The organism is Microcoleus sp. S13_C3 (genome assembly GCF_036700905.1).
Taxonomy (GTDB): Bacteria; Cyanobacteriota; Cyanobacteriia; order Cyanobacteriales; family Microcoleaceae; genus Microcoleus.
The window spans coordinates 57,087-74,034 of sequence record NZ_JAUBPT010000005.1; the positions used below are offsets into that span (position 1 = coordinate 57,087).

General features: G+C 47.1%; 17 protein-coding genes. 3 read left to right on the forward strand and 14 right to left on the reverse strand.

Annotated features, from left to right (window positions below; genetic code table 11):
* Nucleotides 1-3: 3 nt before the first annotated feature.
* The 14 genes from QUA16_RS02630 to nadD form a co-directional block, all read right to left on the reverse strand.
* Nucleotides 4-438: an LIC12192 family sporadic carbohydrate cluster protein gene (locus QUA16_RS02630; RefSeq protein ID WP_333102396.1), complete on the reverse strand. Its 435-nt coding sequence runs from the start codon at nt 436-438 to the stop codon at nt 4-6.
* A complete protein-coding gene (locus tag QUA16_RS02635; RefSeq protein ID WP_333102395.1) occupies nt 438-1,286 on the reverse strand; it encodes a sporadic carbohydrate cluster 2OG-Fe(II) oxygenase in 849 nt (282 codons plus the stop codon). Before QUA16_RS02635 ends, QUA16_RS02630 begins: the two co-directional genes overlap by 1 nt.
* Nucleotides 1,264-1,965, reverse strand: coding sequence for a methyltransferase domain-containing protein (locus tag QUA16_RS02640; RefSeq protein ID WP_333181003.1), 702 nt, complete (start codon nt 1,963-1,965; stop codon nt 1,264-1,266). Before QUA16_RS02640 ends, QUA16_RS02635 begins: the two co-directional genes overlap by 23 nt.
* A gap of 38 nt (nt 1,966-2,003) precedes the next feature.
* Entirely contained in the window at nt 2,004-2,960 is a 957-nt protein-coding gene (locus QUA16_RS02645; RefSeq protein ID WP_333102393.1) for a transketolase C-terminal domain-containing protein, read from the reverse strand.
* Complete coding sequence (locus QUA16_RS02650) at nt 2,961-3,815, reverse strand: transketolase (protein WP_199292447.1); 855 nt, start codon at nt 3,813-3,815, stop codon at nt 2,961-2,963.
* The gene (locus QUA16_RS02655) at nt 3,775-4,863 is read right to left on the reverse strand and encodes a phosphotransferase (protein WP_333102392.1); all 1,089 of its coding nucleotides are present in this window, start codon (nt 4,861-4,863) and stop codon (nt 3,775-3,777) included. The genes QUA16_RS02650 and QUA16_RS02655 overlap by 41 nt, the downstream gene beginning before the upstream one ends.
* Nucleotides 4,838-5,470, reverse strand: a complete 633-nt coding sequence (locus QUA16_RS02660; protein ID WP_333102391.1) for a hypothetical protein — start codon at nt 5,468-5,470, stop codon at nt 4,838-4,840. The genes QUA16_RS02655 and QUA16_RS02660 overlap by 26 nt, the downstream gene beginning before the upstream one ends.
* A gap of 127 nt (nt 5,471-5,597) precedes the next feature.
* Nucleotides 5,598-6,596 carry an NAD-dependent epimerase/dehydratase family protein gene (locus tag QUA16_RS02665; protein WP_333181004.1) on the reverse strand — a complete coding sequence of 333 codons (999 nt, stop codon included), beginning with the start codon at nt 6,594-6,596 and terminating at the stop codon, nt 5,598-5,600.
* Nucleotides 6,597-6,824: 228 nt separating this feature from the next.
* Entirely contained in the window at nt 6,825-7,442 is a 618-nt protein-coding gene (locus QUA16_RS02670) for an HAD family hydrolase (protein WP_333102389.1), read from the reverse strand.
* A gap of 34 nt (nt 7,443-7,476) precedes the next feature.
* On the reverse strand, nt 7,477-9,024 hold the full coding sequence (locus tag QUA16_RS02675; RefSeq protein ID WP_333102388.1) for a PfkB family carbohydrate kinase: 1,548 nt from the start codon (nt 9,022-9,024) through the stop codon (nt 7,477-7,479).
* A 107-nt stretch (nt 9,025-9,131) separates the two neighbouring features.
* Nucleotides 9,132-9,302 carry a DUF5678 domain-containing protein gene (locus QUA16_RS02680; RefSeq protein WP_333102387.1) on the reverse strand — a complete coding sequence of 57 codons (171 nt, stop codon included), beginning with the start codon at nt 9,300-9,302 and terminating at the stop codon, nt 9,132-9,134.
* Nucleotides 9,303-9,324: 22 nt separating this feature from the next.
* Nucleotides 9,325-10,278, reverse strand: a complete 954-nt coding sequence (locus tag QUA16_RS02685; RefSeq protein ID WP_333102386.1) for a GDP-mannose 4,6-dehydratase — start codon at nt 10,276-10,278, stop codon at nt 9,325-9,327.
* Between the two features lie 643 nt (nt 10,279-10,921).
* Entirely contained in the window at nt 10,922-11,941 is a 1,020-nt protein-coding gene (locus QUA16_RS02690) for a type I glyceraldehyde-3-phosphate dehydrogenase (RefSeq protein ID WP_333102385.1), read from the reverse strand.
* A 190-nt stretch (nt 11,942-12,131) separates the two neighbouring features.
* Complete coding sequence (nadD, locus tag QUA16_RS02695; protein ID WP_333102384.1) at nt 12,132-12,848, reverse strand: nicotinate (nicotinamide) nucleotide adenylyltransferase; 717 nt, start codon at nt 12,846-12,848, stop codon at nt 12,132-12,134.
* Between the two features lie 620 nt (nt 12,849-13,468).
* On the opposite strand from nadD, the gene murC reads away from it, so the two are divergent.
* The 3 genes from murC to QUA16_RS02710 all read left to right on the forward strand — a co-directional run bounded on the left by murC (nt 13,469) and on the right by QUA16_RS02710 (nt 16,899).
* On the forward strand, nt 13,469-15,025 hold the full coding sequence (murC, locus tag QUA16_RS02700; RefSeq protein WP_333102383.1) for a UDP-N-acetylmuramate--L-alanine ligase: 1,557 nt from the start codon (nt 13,469-13,471) through the stop codon (nt 15,023-15,025).
* A gap of 150 nt (nt 15,026-15,175) precedes the next feature.
* Nucleotides 15,176-16,132: a UDP-N-acetylmuramate dehydrogenase gene (gene murB, locus QUA16_RS02705; RefSeq protein WP_333102382.1), complete on the forward strand. Its 957-nt coding sequence runs from the start codon at nt 15,176-15,178 to the stop codon at nt 16,130-16,132.
* Between the two features lie 416 nt (nt 16,133-16,548).
* Nucleotides 16,549-16,899 (forward strand): YbaB/EbfC family nucleoid-associated protein, encoded by a 351-nt coding sequence (locus QUA16_RS02710; protein WP_006634273.1) that lies wholly within the window; start codon nt 16,549-16,551, stop codon nt 16,897-16,899.
* The last annotated feature ends 49 nt before the right edge of the window (nt 16,900-16,948 follow it).

The window sequence follows — 16,948 nt, forward strand, 5'->3', positions numbered from 1 at the left end:
TGCCTACGAGCTGTTTTTAAGCATTTCTTCCCACAAAAAACTATTTTTTACCTTCCCGGTCAGTAGCTTGCAAGCTATTATATCTTCTATTAATTCCGTATCATTTTCTTGGACAATAGCAAGTTCTTCCAGTGCAAAATGCAGCCCGCATCCCTTGCTTAACACCGCGCTGTATATCTTTTTCCTCTCTGTCAAATCCGGGGGAAGTAATTTTACAGAGTAAAAAATAATCCCGCTTATTTTCTCTAACTCTTCCAACAAAGCACTTAACATCATGTAGCAATTATCCATATAGTATTCAGTACCGCTTAAAAGAAATACCATTCCTTTACTTTGAGCATAATTGCGAATTACCATATTTTGCAGCCTTTGAGGAATCGTGCTCTCGCCGATTTCGCGGCTGGAAATATATCCCCTCCAACCTTTTGTTGATTTCATCAGCACTCCGGTTTAATATAATTGTACCCAATTCTGGTAGCAGGACGCATTGTAATCGGCAAAAAAGATTCTCCTAATTCCTTAGTTCCATAAGGAGAAAGCAAGCTTTTAAACCGCACATTCATTGTCCATCTAGTTTCTGCTTCTTTATTAATGCGGTTTCCGTGCAGCAGCGAGTGAGAAAAAATCACTCCCTGTCCGTATTTAACATCTAACCAAACCAGTTGTTCTTGAATTTTTAGGTAAAAATCTTCAGCCGTCAAATGGGAGTATTGTTTGAAGTTCCTAAACACTGCCTCAGATTCATGCCTAGGTAAGATAAACATCGACTTCGTTCTGTAACAATTTACAAAAGGCAGCCAAAAAACTATTTCATAAGGCGAATTTCCCGACCACACATCAGAATGAAGCGGCAGCAGGGAACTGTCATCTTTGGGAAACTGAATGCTCAAATTGCAGTTCCTCTGCATTGCTAATTCATTGCCAACCAACCAATCAATGTACTTTTTTCCGAGAGCGTATATTGAGGGTCTTAAACTTTTGTCATGATTCATCCGAGCGATCAACTTCACTCGAAAATCATTTAATTCTTTTATGGGAATAATTTCATGGGTTTTATCAAAAAAATCATCCTCATCAAGCTGAGTTCGATCGCCAAGTAATTCAACTGCTGACTGATAGATATTTTTCCTAATCGCATTCAAGAGAGAACTGTCTTCCAAGTCAAATATAATATAGCCGTCCCTTAAAAAATGGTCTACCGCCTCATTTTCGGCTAAATTAAAAAATGAATTTACCAGACGGCGACTGTCAGCTTGTCGGGATTCACTCGAAGAAGATACAACCATAATCCCCCGTATAGCCACTTTGCTTGAAAAACCACTCCCACTCTTGGGGAGTATAAAACGATTGGCAGGTTAGCTGCCAGTAGAGCAGGTTTACTTTTTCTTGCTCGTTTCTGTAGGACTCCACAACAATGTACTTATTTTGCTTTCCTACCCGCTCAATTTCTTGCAAAGCTTGCTGCAGTTCGTAGTTGTACAAATTGTGGAGCGTCAAAATCGAAACTACAAAATCAAAAGTATTGTCATGGTAAGGCAATGCAGTAGCATTACCCGCCTGCAAAAACGGCTTTACTTCCTCCTTAGCATTTTTAATTGCGTACTCGGAAATATCAAGACCGACAATTTCTACTCCAGGGACAGCTTGAGTTAACTCGTAAAGCAAATACCCCTTGCCGCATCCCACATCAAGAATTTTGTCCCCTGATTTGAGACCGTAATACTGAGCCATTTTCTCAGCAATTGGACGCCAGCGGCCGTCATAGCGATAGCCGCCGTAACCGTACTTGCGATCGCCGTCCCAGTAATCTTTCCCGTAATGCTTAGCAATTGTGGCGCACTCAGCCTTGTCGTACTCGACGACACGTTCGACATAATTGCGCTTGGTACTCGTATGCACCTTTGTAATGAAATCGACGTAGGCCAAACTCCTGTCCCCCACTACACAGTTAATGCCACCGCTCAACAGCAATTTACCACAGATAAAGCGAGACTACAAGCACCTTATGCACCAACCGCTTGTAGCGGTTCGCGCCGCCGTTCAGCAAGAGTTGCGACTGTGGCAGCCAACTTTTCAGCGGTAATGCCGTACAGCGCCATCAGACTCTCTTGAGAACCGTATTGTTCCGGGAATACATCCGGAATGCCAATGCGCTTGAACCGCTTGGCAGGGTTAAAGTTAGCCTCTGCAACTAATTCAGCCACAGCACTGCCTAGTCCCCCCATCAAAGTGTGTTCTTCAATAGTGACAATTACAGGCACGTCAGCAGCATATTTGAAAATAGCATCCGAGTCCAGCGGCTTGACAGTATGAACGTGAAGTACGGCTGCTTCTAACCCCTGTTGGCTGAGATTGGCTGCCGCATCTAAAGCCGCCTTTAAAGTAACGCCAGTGGTAATAATCAGCGCGTCAGTTCCTTCGCGCATGGGAATTGCCTTGCCAATTTGAAAGGGGATCTCATCTGTCGTTAAAATCGGCTCATTTCCCTTGCCTAAACGGATGTAAATCGGCCCCCGATAATCGACTGTCTCCGGCATCAGCCGCCCCATTTCAGCTTCGTCAGCCGGTGCGACAATTGTCATCCGGGGAATTGTCCGCAAAATTCCAATGTCGTCAATTGCCAGGTGAGTTGGGCCCAGCGGCGCGTACACTACGCCGCCGCCGTTGGCGATTAAGCGGACGTTAACGTTGTGCAGGCACAAGTCTAAAACAATCTGTTCAAAACAGCGGCGGGAGAGAAAGGTGGCGATCGTATTTACATACACAATCTTGCCTTCTAGAGCCAAGCCAGCCGCCATGCCGACAATATTGGCTTCGTTAACGCCTTCCATTAAAAATCTCTCCGGCATCTCCTCTTTAAATTTTTGGAGAGTACCGAAACCGAGGTCTGAGCCAATGAAGAAAATCCGGCTGTCTTTCTTGGCCAATTCATACACTGTGTCCAGGCAAAGTTGACGCATTTAGTTTTCCTCCAAAGCTGCCAGCATCGATTGAATCTCGCTGTCGGATACTTTATTTTTGTGGTGCCATTTCAAATTGTTTTCAGCAAATGGAATGCCTTTGCCTTTCACTGTATGGCAGATAATTGCAGTTGGTTTATTGGGTGCGATCGGCAAATTCAACAAAACAGAACGCAGTTCTTCGACGCTGTGACCGTCTACTTCTGTCGCCGCGAAACCGAAAGCTCTCCACTTGTCCGCTAGCGGTTCTAAATCTTGAACTTCATAGGTTGTGCCGTAGGATTGGTGCTTGTTGTAGTCTACAAGCACGGTTAAATTTGTTAGTTTGTGTTTGCCGGCACACATAGCTGCTTCCCAGACGGAGCCTTCATTTGACTCGCCATCTCCCAAAATCACAAAAGTGCGGTGATTGGCTTTCTCGTACCTGGCATTGAGAGCAAACCCAATCCCTATGGACAAACCGTGACCCAAACTTCCTGTAGATGCTTCGATGCCGGGAACTTTGCTGTATTCCGGGTGTCCTCCCAAAATGCCGTCGCTTTGGCAAAATTTCCAGAGTTCGGATTCGGGAAAGAAACCTTTTTCGGCAAGAATTGCGTAGAGAGCGAGACAGCCGTGTCCTTTGCTGAGGATGCAGCGATCACGCTCCGACCACTTCGGGTTCTTAGAATCATACCGCAGTACGTCGTCGTAAAGCACCCGCAATATTTCTATTAGCGAGAATGTAGAACCTACATGACCTCTGCGGCTCGCTTCCAGTATTTTAACAATGGTTTTGCGAATTTCTCTAGAGCGGCTGTCCAGTCCAGATGAATTAGTTTTTAGGTGTTCGGCCACCGTAGGGGAACTGCTCATAATTTGCCAGAATTTTTTGTAACATTCGTTTGGCTTTTGCCAACTGTTCTATCTGCAATTTGCTGCGGTCTAAGTCGATCGCTTGAGCGAACCCGCGCCGCAGCAAGTCTTGAGGCACAAACTCATTTAAGAGTATCAGACACCACTTCAATCCGAATAGGGGATAGACTATTTCGACTCGCTCGGCCAGATGTTTGCTGTCTTTAAAACCGCCCAGCATCTGGTCGAGAAACCGCTGTTTTAGGCTCTCCCCCAACTCCACCGCTGGATGGAGCAGGAAATCTGCGATCGCTTTAGCCTGGTCGTCCCAGCCAAAATATTCAAAATCCACAAATATTATTTCGCCATTATCCCGCCTTATGGCATTGTGAAAACCAAAATCTGAGGGACTCAGCGTTTTTTCTTCCTCCTCTATCTCTGCGTCCCAAGACATTTGCGACTGACTGAGCCTTTCCTGACACCATGTTGCTATTTTACTCCAAGCCGGCAGGAAGTCATCGGTCAAAAAATTTTCCAGTTCAATGTACGGTGTCTCGCTCTTAGGAAGTGACGACAACCTCTTATATCGCTGTTCAATATTGTCAACAACGCCTCGAACTGAAAAAAATGCCTCCGATGCCTGTGGCAAAAGATGACTATTTTCTCTGCTTTTAAGTTCCGCCAATTGTACCAAGAAGTTGGCAGCAACATCTATTTCATTATTTGTCACCTCTTGCGGTATAATTTTTTCGCCCGCGATGTATTCGTAGACGGCGCACCCCAAGTTGCGGTCAGCGGCAATCGGTTGCGGAATGCTTTTCACGCCGTTTTCCCAGAGGAATTGCAAGCTAGAGAATTCAGTTTGTAGGCGGTTTCTTTTGTCTGAATTGTGGCGGAAATATACTTTAGCAGCGTAGTAACTATAATTTTCGCAAGATAGTTTGTAAACGCGGCTGTTGCGTCCCCCACCTATTTTTTCAATATCAGTAATTTCTAGTCCTAGCAGTGCCGAGCAAGCTGATTGGACTTTCGCAGTTATGTTTTCAGGTTGTTGAGAAAAAATATTCATTAATTTCTTGCCATTTTATAACTGCTTTTACTGTTGGGATCTCGGCAGGTTGGTAATTCGGCGCGTACAGAATCTTGTTAACGCTGTTCGGAAAGGATTCCTCCAGAAATGTTTCTTCTAAATCGTCTATGAAATCCGTACAGTTTAGCTGTTTTATTCGCTCTATTTTTGAGGCTCTTGTAGATTCAAAATAAACTTGTTCTTGAGTTAATCCCAACCCGCTGCCTGCAAAAAAACTGTGGCTATTCATCCAAGCTAGCGCGGCTTCTCTCAGATTTGTTTGGGTTTCGTCGTAATTAGCGTACTCGGTTTTGTGACTGACAATATAAACTCGCATTCGGTGTTGCTGACACAACTTAAAAAACGTCAGCACTCCTTCTATTAACTTGGCTTCTTGCATCTGGCGACCGTAGACAATTGCTTGCAATTTTTGCCATTCTCTGTCCCCCTTGGGCAACAGGCGAATGCAGTCGCGGATTTGCTTTTTACTTTTGCTAACTTCGGGAGAAATCCAACCTTTTTCAACTGCTAACCTGTGCATGAGGTCGTCGTAGCTGACAATTGTATTGTCAAAATCAACACCGATAATGCGATTGATGTCAGTCATCCTGCTATGGCACTCCTATTTCATTTGCGAACTAGATTTATTTTTGAATTAACCGCGAAGGCCGGAAGGGTGCTTTCGCAAGAGAAGAGGAGAGATAGGTTCACAAATCCTGCAAGGGGCGCTATAGTTATTTGAGATTAAGAGCCTGCATGATCTTAATGTTGTAATAGCGGATATCTGTCATCGGGTTAGGCACTAAATCGGCTTTAAATGCTTTCACCAAATCTTTTACCGCTTGTTCTATCGTGTGCTGAGGTACAAACCCCAACTCCCGCTTAATTTTATCAGAGGAGATGTGATAGGATCGGTGGTCGTCGGTGGGGGTGGCAACAATTTCTACTTGTTCGCCAACAACGTTCCGCACCATCTGGGCAATTTGCAGGACGGTGTGGTTTTCGTAGCCTGCATTGAAAATTTTGCCGTCGATCGCTTCGTCGGGCAACTGCAAAGATTTAACGTAGAGGTCGGTCATGTCTTCTATGTGAATGTTGGGACGTTTTTGTTCGCCTCCAAAAACGGTGATTTTGCCGTTATTAATAGCATGGTTGGTAAGAATATTTACTGTTAAATCCAGTCGCAAGCGGGGCGAGTAACCGCAGACTGTAGCCGGTCGCAACACTAATGTTACAAACCCTGGTTCCCGCTTTGCTAACAGCACTTCTTCGCAGAGTGCTTTGTATTTGGAGTAGTCGGTTAAGGGTTGCAGCGGCAATTCTTCGGTGACGTTTTCGGTTTCTTTGATGCCGTACACGCTGGAAGAAGAGGCGTAAATGAACCGCTTGACTCCGCTGTTTTTTGCGACTTCTACTAAGTCTAGAAATGCGTCGTAGTTAATTGATTTGCCTAGATCGGGGTCGAGTTCAAAACTGGGGTCGTTGGAAATGCAAGCTAGATGGATAACGGCGTTGCATCCCGGCATTATTTTTTCCAAGAGGGCGCGATCGCGAATATCTCCTTTAATTTGTTCTAAACCCGGATCGTCTTTGACTGCTGCTAAAACGTCGTCTCCGTAAATGTACCAATCCAGTACCTTGACTCGGTATCCCGCTTGCAGGAGTTTAGGAACTAAAACAGCTCCTACATAGCCAGCTCCACCTGTAACAAGAATTTGCTGCAATGTATTCAAAGTTGACACTCCTCGATCTTTTAATTGTATATTAACAGCCTAGGGTAAAATTCGACTTGGGTCAATAATAATATTTTTTCCTGCTTTCTATCAAAGCTGTCTGGATCTCAAACTCAGTTACACTCCAATACAGACTCTCTAATTGCTGTTTGTGCCAAGCTTTTTCAAGTTGGAATCTGTGGCAAAAAACTTATTCAAAACTTATTCAAAACGATCGCTCAGTCATGTTTACTCTATACAAATAGAAGCTTGGGAGTCTTTGCAGGCTGGTAAATTGGGCTTTTCCTGCACGATTGCGCCAATCTCCGACAAAGACGAAATGACAGTAACTAGGGAAGCGTAAGGACGTTTGGACAGTTCTTCGAGTTCCTGTAAGCCGCTGCCTGTTTTCACCAAAAAAGCTTTCATGCCCAGTTGCAGTCCCGGTTCTAAATCCCGGAGGCGATCGCCAATTACCCAGCACTGATTCGGGTTTAAGCCGTGGTCTTGAATGGCTTGGAGAAACATTCCCGGCTGCGGTTTGCGACAGTCGCAAGCGCAACTGTACCGGGAAACTTCACCTTGCGGGTGGTGGGGACAGTAATAAAAACCAGCGATCGAGACCGACACCTGTTCTGCATCCCACAGCAGTTTAGCATGGACGGCTTCGACTGCGGCCGCGTCAAAATAGCCCCTGGCAACTCCTGATTGGTTAGTCGCAACTATGATTTTGACGCCGAGCTCCTTCCACTGCTTGAGAGTGTCCAGAACCCCTGGAATCCACTGTATTTGATCGGGGTGACTGAGAAAGTGGCAATCCTCGATCAAGGTGCCGTCGCGATCGCACAGAATAGCTTGCAGCTTCATTTTTTTGCTCTTTATCCCGTTATCCGGCCGCCAACTAAAACTTTAAGACCGTGGTGGCAAATTTCAGCAGTCGGGCCTTGTCCACCGGTTCGGCATTGCCGAGAGTATTGGCTGCGATCGCGCCTGCTAGATTCCCCAGCAGCGACCCAATAGCAACAGGCAACTCCAACTTGGCACTCAGACTTGCCAGAGCAAAAAACGCATCGCCCGCACCAATTGTATCCTTCACGTCTAGGGTTAGGGCTGGAGTCAACTCTTCTTCGCCCTTGACGTTCATTCCCAAAGAACCAGAAGAACCTAAAGTCAGCCAACCTTGCTGCGCCCCTAAATGCTGGTGCAAGCGTTTGAGGAGATGCGTGTGGTCTCCGTATCGGCTGGAAAATGCGAGGCGGATTTCCTGTTCGTCCAAGCAGAACGTATCCGCGCGCTTATACTTGGTAATTAAGTTATAGCCATGATTAGCACTGTTAGTTTGGCAATTGACAGCCAAAAACGGAGCCTTGCTTTGGACAAGTTCAATCAGTGTTGAATCGAGCAATCCGTGTCCGTAGTCCGCTACTACCACCAGGTCATAATCGCGAATAGTTTTTTCCAAACGCTCTAGCAGTTTTTGGCGATGGATTGGTGCTGGACCTTGTTCTTCTAAATAGTTGATCGAGAAGAGTTTATTGTATTGTTCTCTCATGCCTTGTCGAGCAATAAAACGATGCTTGACGACTGTCGGAGCATCGTTTTCATACTGTAAATCCAGCCTAATACCGCCATTGATGTTGTTCAAAATCAGGCTGTGTATGTCAGGCTCTTTTCCAGCAACGCCCACGACAGTCACAGAGTCTACAAAAGTAGCCATGTGGCGGGCGATAGCCAGAGAACCACCTAAATGCTGCTCTTTTTTCAGAAAGCGGGTCGAAATGACCGTCCCTTTCGAGGTCAATCCTTGGACAGTACAGTGGGTAAATTCATCAATAATGACATCCCCTATCACTAATACTTTTAGCTTCTGCATAGCATCAACACCCTCTCTGACTTGCTCGAAAGGGTATTGCTGGCTGAACTGACTGGTATAGTTCTTTACCTGCGGTGGCAACACGTCCAGGTAATTATTAATCAATCGGGTTGAGCTGAACACGATCTCTCCCGTATAGCGGATGTCGCCACCGTAGCTCCTAACCCGTTCGGCTTCTCGATCGATGTTTTGGGTGACATCTTGACTGTGGTCGGCATACTCGTGTCCTTTGCAGTAAAAATCAGGCTGCACTCGATCAAGCACTTCTAATGCCGTGGCTACGGGAGACAACAAAACGTAGTCTACACAAGCTAGAGAAGCTATAGAATACAAACGCAGGTCGTCAGAAAAAATTGGTCTTCCAGGGCCCCGATTGACATAAGGTGCTGCTGTGATTGAAACTACCAGCACATCTCCAAGCGCTTTCGATTCCTGTAAGTGGGCGAGGTGTCCTGGGTGAAGAAGGTCGAACACCCCGTGGCAGAGGACTATCTTGCGGCCTTGCTCTCGCACATTGGCAAGCGCCTCTCTACAGGTTTCAAAATCAAGATATTTTTCCGTATTTTTGGTCAACATTTTTCATACTGTTCCATAATCACATCGTGAGATTTCCAAGACCTCATCCTGACAGGATAAAACCTAACAGGCTCAATAAATTCGCTTTCATATACGGGAGCGAGCGCCTAACCAAATTTAGGTGTCTCAGCGGGAATCCCGTCCTTCATCTTTCGATAATCCCGATCGCAACTAATCACCCCTCGGTTAGTATAAGCGATCCACTGACCCCGATATTTTTTCAACTCTCGGCGATTAGCCTTATACCACTCCTTAGCTGTCGCATATTCTGCTGCCATATTTTCACCCCATACTTTTCCCTCAAACCATCCTCGCCTCCACCATCATCCGCACCACATCCGGCATCTTATACTTCGGCTCCCATCCCAACTTTTGCTTCGCCTTAGCCGGATTTCCCCTCCCCACAGCAATATCCGTCAGCCTGTAAAGACTTGCATCGGTTACTAAATGTTCCTGCCAATCCAAACCCGCAGCAACAAACGCTGTCTGCACAAACTCATCCAAAGGATAACTTACACCCGTGGCAATTACATAATCGTCCGGTTCTTCCTGCTGCAACATCAAATACATCGCCTCCACATATTCCGGGGCCCAACCCCAGTCCCGCTGCACTGAAATATTTCCCAAATGCAGTTTTTCGGAACTACCTGCAGCAATTCGGCAGACAACAGATACAATTTTTTGGGTGACGAACCTCTCCGGCCGCAGCGGCGACTCGTGATTGAACAGAATACCAGAACACGCAAACAAATTGTACGCTTCTCGATAATTCGCTACTTCCCAAAATGCCGTTGCTTTCGCCACCGCGTAAGGACTTCTGGGGCGAAAAGGCGTATTTTCATCGGCTGGATTGCCTCGGGTATCCCCAAAACATTCGCTGGAACTGGCGTTGTAAAGTTTGATGTTTCCGCCTGTAAAGCGAATTGCTTCTAAGAGATTCAATGTGCCTGTGGCAATGCTTTCGAGGGTTTCTACGGGCTGTTCAAAAGACAGACCGACGGAACTTTGACCTGCTAGATTGTACACTTCGTCGGGTTCAATTTTGGCTAGAACCTGTAAGACGCTGCGAAAATCGTTGAGAGACATAGATTCTAGTTTTACTCTGTCTCGGATGCCCAAACGGGCCAGGTTTCCGAAACTAGAAATTTGGGCGTCCCTGGATGTGCCGCAAACTTCATAACCTCGATCGAGCAACAGTTTAGCTAAATAAGCTCCGTCCTGACCTGATATACCACAAATTAGCGCTTTTTTCATATCAGATTTTGTTGGCAAAACTACACCGTAGCTGTTGCTATTTTTCCAGGTTTTTAACTTTTATAGTCGGAATTTTTATTTTTTTAATGTTGGGGATTTTCCGAGAACTTAACCAAAGCAATTTTAAGCGCTTACTAGAAACAAACAACAAATTTATCATCAAGCAGAGCCAAAAGCCCGATCGAAGTATGATTGCAAAAAGTTCGATGATCGATAGCTGGGAGTAACAGTATACGGATATCGTAGGGAGACGGCACTACCCCTTGGTGTCAACTTAACGTCAAACCCTGTCACAGACTGCTGTTTGACTATTAACCCTAGATCCCCCCTAGCCCCCCTTAATAAGGGGGGGACAAGAGTCTTATCAAAGTCAACCCCTACTCCCCTTCTTAAGGGGGATTTAGGGGGATCTAGACTTGGCTATGAACAAGAGATACCAAGGCTTTCCGGCTTAAGTTGACACCTATGGGCACGGAGCCATGTCCCTACGATATTTCATTTTGTACTCGCCAACTATCAACGACCAAAAGTCTTTACCGATCGAAAACAGAAATAACCAGCCAGCTAGAAATCGACTCAAAAGTAAAAAATATCAGCATTTTTTAGCTTCTGCCGAATGACTAAAGCCTTCTGCCTTCGGGTACTAGGCTTCCCACCTTTGGGCGACCAATTCAGCCAAGTCAACCACCCGCTGACTGTAGCCCCACTCATTGTCGTACCAAGCCAAAACCTTTACCATGTCGCCATCCATCACCAGCGTTAAGCTGGAATCCAGAATCGAAGAAGCATCACTTCCGCGATAGTCGCATGAAACTAAAGGCAAATCGTTGTACTCCAAAATCCCTTTCATGGAGCCAGAGGCAGCTTCTTTGAACACTTGATTTACTTGCTCGGTAAAAGTCTTTTTCTCTACCTGAGCCACAAAATCAACTACGGACACATTGGGAGTCGGGACGCGCATGGCAATACCATTTAACTTGCCCTTCAATTCTGGAATCACCAAAGCTACAGCTTGGGCTGCTCCGGTAGAAGTCGGCACAATATTCATTGCTGCCGCCCGGGCCCGCCGCAAGTCGCGGTGGCTGGCATCCAGCAAGCGCTGGTCGCCAGTATAGCTGTGGGTAGTGGTCATCATGCCTTTGACGATGCCAAAATTTTCGTGCAGCACTTTCAGTACAGGAGCTAGACAGTTGGTAGTACAGCTAGCATTGCTGATGACAGTGTAGTCACTGTGCTTGTAGTTGTGGTGGTTGACTCCCATCACATAAGTGCCAACTTCAGAACCCTTGCCGGGAGCGGTAATTAGCACTTTTTTAGCGCCGGCAGTGATATGCTTCGATGCACCAGCTTGGTCAACGAAGACGCCGGTCGCTTCAATAATCAGATCAATACCCCAATCTTTCCAAGGCAAGTTTAGCGGGTTGCGATCGCTCACGCATTTAACTGTCTTCCCATTTAGGGTAATGGAATTTTCATCCGCACTGATGTCCACATTCTTCAACGTTCCCATCATGGAATCGTATCTCAGCAAGTGAGCATTACTTCTGGGATCGGAAGTGTCATTAATAGCTACCAACTCTAGCTGGCTGTTTTCTCTGCCCAGCCAGCAGCGTGCAAAACTGCGCCCGATACGTCCAAAACCATTGATCGCGACTCTAATCACCTTTTACCTCCTAACGATTGCAGCCCCTAGCTCAGGCTTAAATTTTGGAAAAATTTAAGAATTGACTTATCAGAGAAGATCATATCGCAAAGCTCGATCCTTTATAACTTTTTGTGTCGATCAAAAAAGCTTGAACTTTTTTAGAAGGCTGAAATTGCAAGGCAGAAGGCATTAGGCTTTCTGCCGCTGGTTACTGGTAAAGCTGATGGGCTGCAATATAAGTCCCGACAACTTCCGGGACTAAGTAGCGGAGGTCGATCCTTTGGGCGCAACAGCGGCGGATGTGGCTCGACGAAATCTCGATCGCACGCATGGACAGCACTTCCCAGCGAATTTCCACGTCCAAAAGAGCCATTTGTTCGGCAACTCGCCGGCCCACAGCATTTGCCTGAACCTGCATCCTGTCCCCCCCGAAATCGAGGGGTTTTCCACCCGGACAATCTCCCCACTCGGACAGTCCCCCAATCTCCCCGCTTTCTGCTATCTCTCGATCTCCGTGACTCGGACGTGGGGCCACCAACCAGTCGCACAACCCGGCAATTTCGGCGCACCGGTGCCATTTGGGAAGAGTAAGGAGTGCGTCACTACCAATAATCCAGTACCAGCGATGATCGCCGGGATACAATTTTTGCAAATACAGCAGGGTGTCGATCGCAAAATAACTGCCTCTGGGATTTGCCGACCGCGGCGAAATTACGAAGTCTGGGCGATCGGCGATCGCCAGAGCCAGCATTTCCCGCCGCCGCTCAAAACTTGCCAAATCCGGGCGCTCTTTGTGAGGAGGAGAGCGATCCGGTACCCAAATGACTCGATCGAGAGCAAATTGACTCGCAGCCGTCTCGGCTACCAACACGTGACCCCAGTGAACCGGGTCAAAAGTCCCCCCCAAAATCGCTATTTTCCCCATATTTCCCCAAAATCAGGATTAGTAGAGACATCGCGCCAATTTTATGTTTATACACTTTTAACCGTAAACTCTATCGCTTTTCGACTTATTCGACTAACTGCATAACTTGGTATATATACAATTAAGTGAGAATACATATTATCTATAGTTGAGTTGCGATCGTGTCAATCTCTGACTTTCAAGAAAAAATAACCGTAGGAGTAGATAAATGACTACAAAATGAGCGAAATTTTGTTGTTCGTGGTAGTGTTTGTAAATCCTTATGGGTTTTACCCTCAATCTTGGTAGAAAGGTTGTGGGGCTTTTGCTGCCGTATCCCAGCACAGCAGGCGGATAGAAATAGAAAGAATGCAGGAGTATGCAACCACCCAAAATTAGTCTATTGGCACAGGCCCCAGACCCCGTTTTCTCTTACCTGCAATTTTCGAGCTGTGACTGTTCCGGAAAACTACTCGGTACTAAGTCATATAGGATACAAGACAAACATCTCTACAAGTCCCTCAAATCTAGGGACGCGCAGAGAATTTTGTACAAAATCTCTAGCGAACTGTATCCTGAAAAAACAATTCTTGATATGATATCGCGTGTTATTGGCGTGGTGTGGTGTGTGAGGAGCAAAGATGCCGAGTTCTGTTGATTTTAGCGGTAGACCATTTCATTTCATCGGCATTGGTGGGATTGGGATGTCAGCCCTTGCCTACATTCTAGCTAAACGCAAGTTGCCTGTGTACGGCTCCGACATTAAATCGAGTCACATAACCGAGCGCTTGCAAGGAATGGGAGCTCATATTTTTTGGAGTCAAGACGCCAGCAATTTTGAACTATTTCAAACGGCCCTTAACGGTAGCAGTCCCGACTGCGGGCAACAGGAAAGGGCAGTATCCTCGATAGTCGGGGGTACGGTAGGGACTTCTGTCGCGACAGCCAAAGCTGTCCAATTGAACGGCAACGGTTCAAGCGCCCAAGCAATTGCGGGATTGCCTCAAGTAGTATGTTCGACGGCTATTCACCCAGCCAATGCCGAATATCGAGCTGCTTTAGATTTGGGCTGTCCGATTTTTCATCGATCGGATGTGTTGGCAGCGTTAATTCAAGATTACCAAAGCATAGCCGTAGCCGGGACTCATGGCAAAACTACTACTAGCAGCTTAATCGGGTTCATGCTGATGGCTGCGGGTCTAGACCCGACCATCGTAGTAGGAGGCGAGGTAAATGCTTGGGAAGGCAATGCCCGTTTGGGGGAAGGCCCCTACTTAGTGGCCGAGGCTGATGAATCCGACGGTTCTCTCGTTAAGCTAGTAGCCAAAATTGGCATAGTAACGAACGTGGAACTGGATCATCCAGACCATTACGATACCCTTGACCAGGTAATAGACACATTTAAGGTGTTTGCCCAAAACTGTCAAACCTTGGTGGGCTGCATTGACGACCAAATCGTCAAAGACTGCCTTCAGCCTGATGTCAGTTATAGCTTGCAGCCCGACAGCGGTGCTGACTACACGGCTTCGGGCGTTGAGTACGGGGCAGAAAGCACCAAGGCTCGGATTTGGGAGCGAGGAGTTTTCCTGGGGGAAATGGAGTTGAAGTTGCTCGGCACACACAATCTCAGCAATGCACTAGCTGCGGTAGCAGTAGGCCGATTGTTGGGGTTAGAGTTTTCGGCGATTTCCAAAGCGATTGCTGGTTTTGAAGGAGCTCGCCGCCGTTTTGAGGTGCGGGGCTTTCACAATGACATCCTGTTTGTGGACGACTACGCCCACCATCCTAGCGAAATTCGTGTCACCTTGGCGGCGGCTCGCTTGCGTATCGAAGGTAGCGAAAAAAATTCCAAATCCCGAAGAGTGGTTGCAATTTTTCAACCCCACCGTTACAGCCGAACTCTGACATTTTTGCCAGAATTTGCTCAATCTTTTGGGGACGCTGATTTGGTTGTGGCTTGCGATATTTATAGTGCTGGGGAACCGAATTTAGGAGAGATTAGCGGGCAGCAGGTTGCTGATTTGATTGCTAAAGAAGGCCGAGAGGTTGAGTTTGCGCCTTCCCTGGAGTCAGTCACTAAGTTTTTAACCAAAAATCTGCAACCGGGGGATTTGGCTCTGTTTTTGGGCGCTGGTAATCTGAATCAGATTATTCCAGAGGTTATGGCTTTTTATCAACAAGCCGATCGCCCCGATTAGCTCGCGAACTGAGTAGAGTCGATCGACATTATGGCGTTGCACGTTGGGCCGAAACTTCTGTCGGACGGCTCGCTCAAAGGGGCGACATAAGTTAGCTAAATGGATTTTAAACCACGTCTTCGAGCGAAGGTATTTTTAAGGATTTTCAAGATGGTGACTATCTCGAATGACTCCTCTGTTAAGGACAATCGGCGAGTGTATTCTCCTATTTCTTTGCGGGGAACTGATTGCAAGATTAACTCCCAAGTTTCGCTGGCGGGCCTGACTTCCTTCCGAGTCGGTGGCCCTGCCGAGTGGTATGTTGCTCCCCGCAGTATGGAGGCTTTGCAAGCGAGTTTTGCTTGGGCTGATTCTGAAGGGGTGCCTGTGACTCTGCTAGGTGCGGGTTCTAATTTGTTGGTGAGCGATCGGGGTTTGTCCGGTTTGGTCGTCGGCACTCGCTACCTCAAACAGGTGAATTTTAACCCAGAAACAGGTCAAGTTACAGCGGGGGCGGGGGAGTCAATTCCCCGCCTTGCTTGGTTGGCGGCTAAACGGGGCTGGAAAGGTCTAGAATGGGCAGTCGGCATACCGGGCACCGTGGGAGGCGCTGTGGTTATGAATGCAGGCGCTCATAGAGGCTGTACTGCTGATATTCTGGTCAACGCTCGCGTCCTATCCCCTGGTGGCAAGGTGGAAATTCTGACTCCCCAAGAGTTGGAGTACCGCTACCGGACTTCGGTGCTGCAAGGGGGCGATCGGCTAGTAACAGAAGCGACTTTTCAGTTACAGCCGGGATTTGACCGATCGCAAGTAATGGCAGAAACTAATGACCATTTCAGCCAGCGGCGGACAACTCAACCTTACCACTTACCGAGCTGTGGCTCAGTCTTCCGTAACCCCGGCCCCAAGACGGCTGGTTGGTTCATCGAACAAGCGGGACTGAAGGGATATCAGATCGGCGGCGCACAAGTAGCGCAGCGCCATGCTAATTTTATTCTTAACTGCGGGTCGGCAACGGCCAATGATATTTTTCAAGTGATCCGCCACGTTCAACAGCAAGTCGAGCAGCGGTGGTCGCTGTTGTTGGAGCCAGAAGTTAGAATACTGGGAGAGTTTCCCTTCTAAGGCATCATTGAAGTAATACGGAAACGGCAGACTGCCAGCCCACACACCATCAAAAAGTAGTTGTCAAGAACCTCAGCCCTGACGGCATGAGGCTTGAAAGAGAAATCTAACAAGCCATCTTGACCCGCCTTGCGTCTTAACTGACTACGTTTTTTGAGTCACGACACCGGGCGAATGCGAAGCTAGTTCCCTGCTCTGTCGCTAGTAGTTAAACAGTTCTAAGGTCACTGGAACAGTGCTGCTAGCCTAACAAGCTCAGAAAACATTGGCAAAGCTAACTTTACCCCAGAAATGGGAGATTGAGGACAACCATATCCTCACGGGGGGGGCAACCATACCCCCCTACCCCGCAAGGGTATTAAAATTAAATGTAAAGCCGTCCTGTAAGGACGGGGTTTCAGACCCGAGGAATTTTGATGACAAAATCAGGACAGGGATTTGGCTTCGGCCTGGGCAAAATGAAAGAACTGACTGAAGCTTTCAAAAAAGCTCAGCAGGTTCAAGAAGGAGCTAAAAAGCTCCAAGAAGAGTTGGATGTCATGGAAATTGAGGGAACTGCCGGCGGTGGCTTGGTCAAGGTTTTTCTCAGCGGCAACCAAGAACCCCGCCGCGTGGAAATCTCACCGGATGCCCTCGGTGAAGGTGCTGATGTGGTTTCTGAACTCGTCACGGTGGCGATGCAGGATGCTTACGCTAAGTCTACGATGACGATGCGGGAGAAAATGGAAGAACTCACCGGTGGACTAAATCTCCCCGGTTTCGGTTAGTCATTAGTCATCAGTCATTAGTCATCAGTCATTAGTCATTAGTCAATGG

Bases quoted from the DNA above. Each gene is read 5' to 3' on its own strand.
- QUA16_RS02670 (WP_333102389.1), bottom strand. From the start codon at position 7,442: ATGAAGCTGCAAGCTATTCTGTGCGATCGCGACGGCACCTTGATCGAG.
- QUA16_RS02710 (WP_006634273.1), top strand. From the start codon at position 16,549: ATGACAAAATCAGGACAGGGATTTGGCTTCGGCCTGGGCAAAATGAAA.
- QUA16_RS02660 (WP_333102391.1), bottom strand. From the start codon at position 5,470: ATGACTGACATCAATCGCATTATCGGTGTTGATTTTGACAATACAATT.
- QUA16_RS02680 (WP_333102387.1), bottom strand. From the start codon at position 9,302: ATGGCAGCAGAATATGCGACAGCTAAGGAGTGGTATAAGGCTAATCGC.
- murC (WP_333102383.1), top strand. From the start codon at position 13,469: ATGCCGAGTTCTGTTGATTTTAGCGGTAGACCATTTCATTTCATCGGC.
- nadD (WP_333102384.1), bottom strand. From the start codon at position 12,848: ATGGGGAAAATAGCGATTTTGGGGGGGACTTTTGACCCGGTTCACTGG.
- QUA16_RS02685 (WP_333102386.1), bottom strand. From the start codon at position 10,278: ATGAAAAAAGCGCTAATTTGTGGTATATCAGGTCAGGACGGAGCTTAT.
- QUA16_RS02645 (WP_333102393.1), bottom strand. From the start codon at position 2,960: ATGCGTCAACTTTGCCTGGACACAGTGTATGAATTGGCCAAGAAAGAC.
- QUA16_RS02655 (WP_333102392.1), bottom strand. From the start codon at position 4,863: ATGAATATTTTTTCTCAACAACCTGAAAACATAACTGCGAAAGTCCAA.
- QUA16_RS02675 (WP_333102388.1), bottom strand. From the start codon at position 9,024: ATGTTGACCAAAAATACGGAAAAATATCTTGATTTTGAAACCTGTAGA.
- QUA16_RS02635 (WP_333102395.1), bottom strand. From the start codon at position 1,286: ATGGTTGTATCTTCTTCGAGTGAATCCCGACAAGCTGACAGTCGCCGT.
- QUA16_RS02630 (WP_333102396.1), bottom strand. From the start codon at position 438: ATGAAATCAACAAAAGGTTGGAGGGGATATATTTCCAGCCGCGAAATC.
- QUA16_RS02650 (WP_199292447.1), bottom strand. From the start codon at position 3,815: ATGAGCAGTTCCCCTACGGTGGCCGAACACCTAAAAACTAATTCATCT.
- murB (WP_333102382.1), top strand. From the start codon at position 15,176: ATGGTGACTATCTCGAATGACTCCTCTGTTAAGGACAATCGGCGAGTG.